Here is a 1,971-nt window from a genome sequence, read left to right as displayed (position 1 = left end):
AATTGCAGGAATTTACAATTATGAGCTGTATTTATCATCACAACAGGCAATCGCTTGATACTTTCGCAGGAGGTCTAATCAAGCCTGGGTTGTGCTTGGGCAAATTACATGATTTCCAGCAAACAGGGAGGTGAAGTTTATATTTCACCACCTTGCTGCACCAACCGACAAATTCGCCGCCCCGATGTCGCCTATCTCACACCCGAATTAGTTGCACAGTTTGGCAATCTTGCCACTTTACCCCAAAGTTTTCCGTTAATTGCCGAAATAGTTTCACCCACCGATATAGCTGAAGATGTCTTTCTCAAAGCACAGGAATATTTAGAATCTAGCTGTCAGGAAGTCTGGTTAGTTTTTCCCGAAAGTCATTTAATATTCGTGATGACTCAAAATCAAATATTGACATTTCGATCGGGCGAAACCGCCAGCAGCCAACAAATCCTGATCGGTTTTAGCATCGATGTCGATCGATTGCTAGCTTAAACATCAAACTAAATTGCTACAATATCTTTAAGACTCCCCCAGTCCGCGTAGGCGGACTTCGTTTGTAGAGCCTCCGAATTCAATTCGGTGGTGTTTAATCCTTCGTTTGTAGAGCCTCCGAATTCAATTCGGTGGTGTTTAATCCAGATTTAATATCCACCCTTATCGGAGCAAACCATCATGTCAGACGACTTTTCCTTAGACGAGCTTTTAAATAGAAGTTACTACGCCTTCAAAGACGCAGAAAACCAAGTGGGACAGTGCAATGTTTTAGTCATCGGCAAAACCGGCGTCGGCAAAAGTACCCTAATAAATTCCGTTTTTCGCCAACGCTTAGCAGAAACCGGAGTCGGTCGCCCCATCACTCAAGGCATTCGCCAATATACCAAACCGAATTGCCCAATTACAGTCTACGATACTCCCGGACTCGAACTCAACGCCGAACAAATTAAAATTATTCAATTAAACGTTGCTAAACTGATTGAAGACCAAAGACTCCTGCACCCAAAAGAACACATTCACGTCATCTGGTACTGCATCAATCACAGCGCCAATAGAATAGAATCTGTGGAGGAAAGCTGGCTAAAAGAAATGGAAGTTAAAGATGTACCAGTGATTTTAGTGCTGACTCAGACGACATCTAAAAAGCCGAGCGAGTTTTTCAAGCAACTGGAACACATGAATTTACCAGTCAGTCAAATCATCCCCGTCATGGCTGAGCCGGAAGAAATAGATGAGGATTATACAGTAAAATCTCACGGTTTAGATAAGTTGGTAAATGCAACTTTTCAACTACTGCCGGAAGTAGCTAAAAAAGCTTTTGTCAAAGAACAAATTGCCAATATTGCGCTCAAATCTGATATGGCATTTAAGTATCTAAGTGCTTATGTTGCAGGTTCTGCCATTGTCGGCGCGACTCCTGTACCGTTTGCAGATGCGCCGATATTGATGACGATGCAAACGGCAATGATTGCTAATATTACTGTGATTTTTGGAATGCCCTTTGATAAGGGGTTTATTTCGGCGATGCTGTCTGCTATTAGCGGCGCTGGCGGGGTTACTGCTGTTGGCAGAAGTATTGTTACTAATTTGATTAAAATGATTCCTGGTGCGGGTACTGTTGTCGGCGGTGCTATCTCCGGTGCAACGGCAGCAACTCTCACGCTTGCCCTCGGTTTGGCTTACATTGAAGTGCTTAAAGCTTATATGAAAGCTCAAATTAATGGGGAACAACTTTCTTTGCAGCAGTTGACAAGGATGTTTGTGGATTTTTATAAGGATTACGCTAGTTCTGGGCGTAAAACTTTGAAGGATGACAAACCGAATCAACCCAAGCCTCCCAATCAAATTAATATTGAGTAAATTTGTAAGTGGGAATAGGTGAGTGGTAATTTGTAAGAGTTGGTCTTACAACCCACATTCCGCAGATGTCGGTCGGATTTCTTTATCAGTTGTGAAAACTTGGAAGCCAAACGCTTTTAGGCTGAA

2 protein-coding genes are annotated in these 1,971 nt (G+C 42.7%); both read left to right on the top strand.

All coding sequences use genetic code 11. From position 1 onward, the window contains the following. The first annotated feature begins 108 nt into the window (after positions 1 to 108). Entirely contained in the window at positions 109 to 483 is a 375-nt protein-coding gene (locus QUB44_RS30690; RefSeq protein WP_333373676.1) for a Uma2 family endonuclease, read from the top strand. 180 nt (positions 484 to 663) lie between these two features. After that, positions 664 to 1,845, top strand: a complete 1,182-nt coding sequence (locus QUB44_RS30685; RefSeq protein WP_333373674.1) for a GTPase — start codon at positions 664 to 666, stop codon at positions 1,843 to 1,845. Positions 1,846 to 1,971 lie beyond the last annotated feature (126 nt).

The sequence above is a fragment of the Microcoleus sp. AT3-D2 genome, from assembly GCF_036705715.1.
In the GTDB taxonomy this organism is placed as follows: Bacteria; Cyanobacteriota; Cyanobacteriia; order Cyanobacteriales; family Microcoleaceae; genus Microcoleus.
The sequence above is the reverse complement of the archived record's forward strand: the minus strand, read 5'-3'. Positions and strand labels throughout refer to the sequence as shown.

What these genes read in the sequence shown, in the direction of transcription:
- QUB44_RS30690 (WP_333373676.1), top strand. Translation starts at nt 109, where the DNA reads ATGATTTCCAGCAAACAGGGAGGTGAAGTTTATATTTCACCACCTTGC.
- QUB44_RS30685 (WP_333373674.1), top strand. Translation starts at nt 664, where the DNA reads ATGTCAGACGACTTTTCCTTAGACGAGCTTTTAAATAGAAGTTACTAC.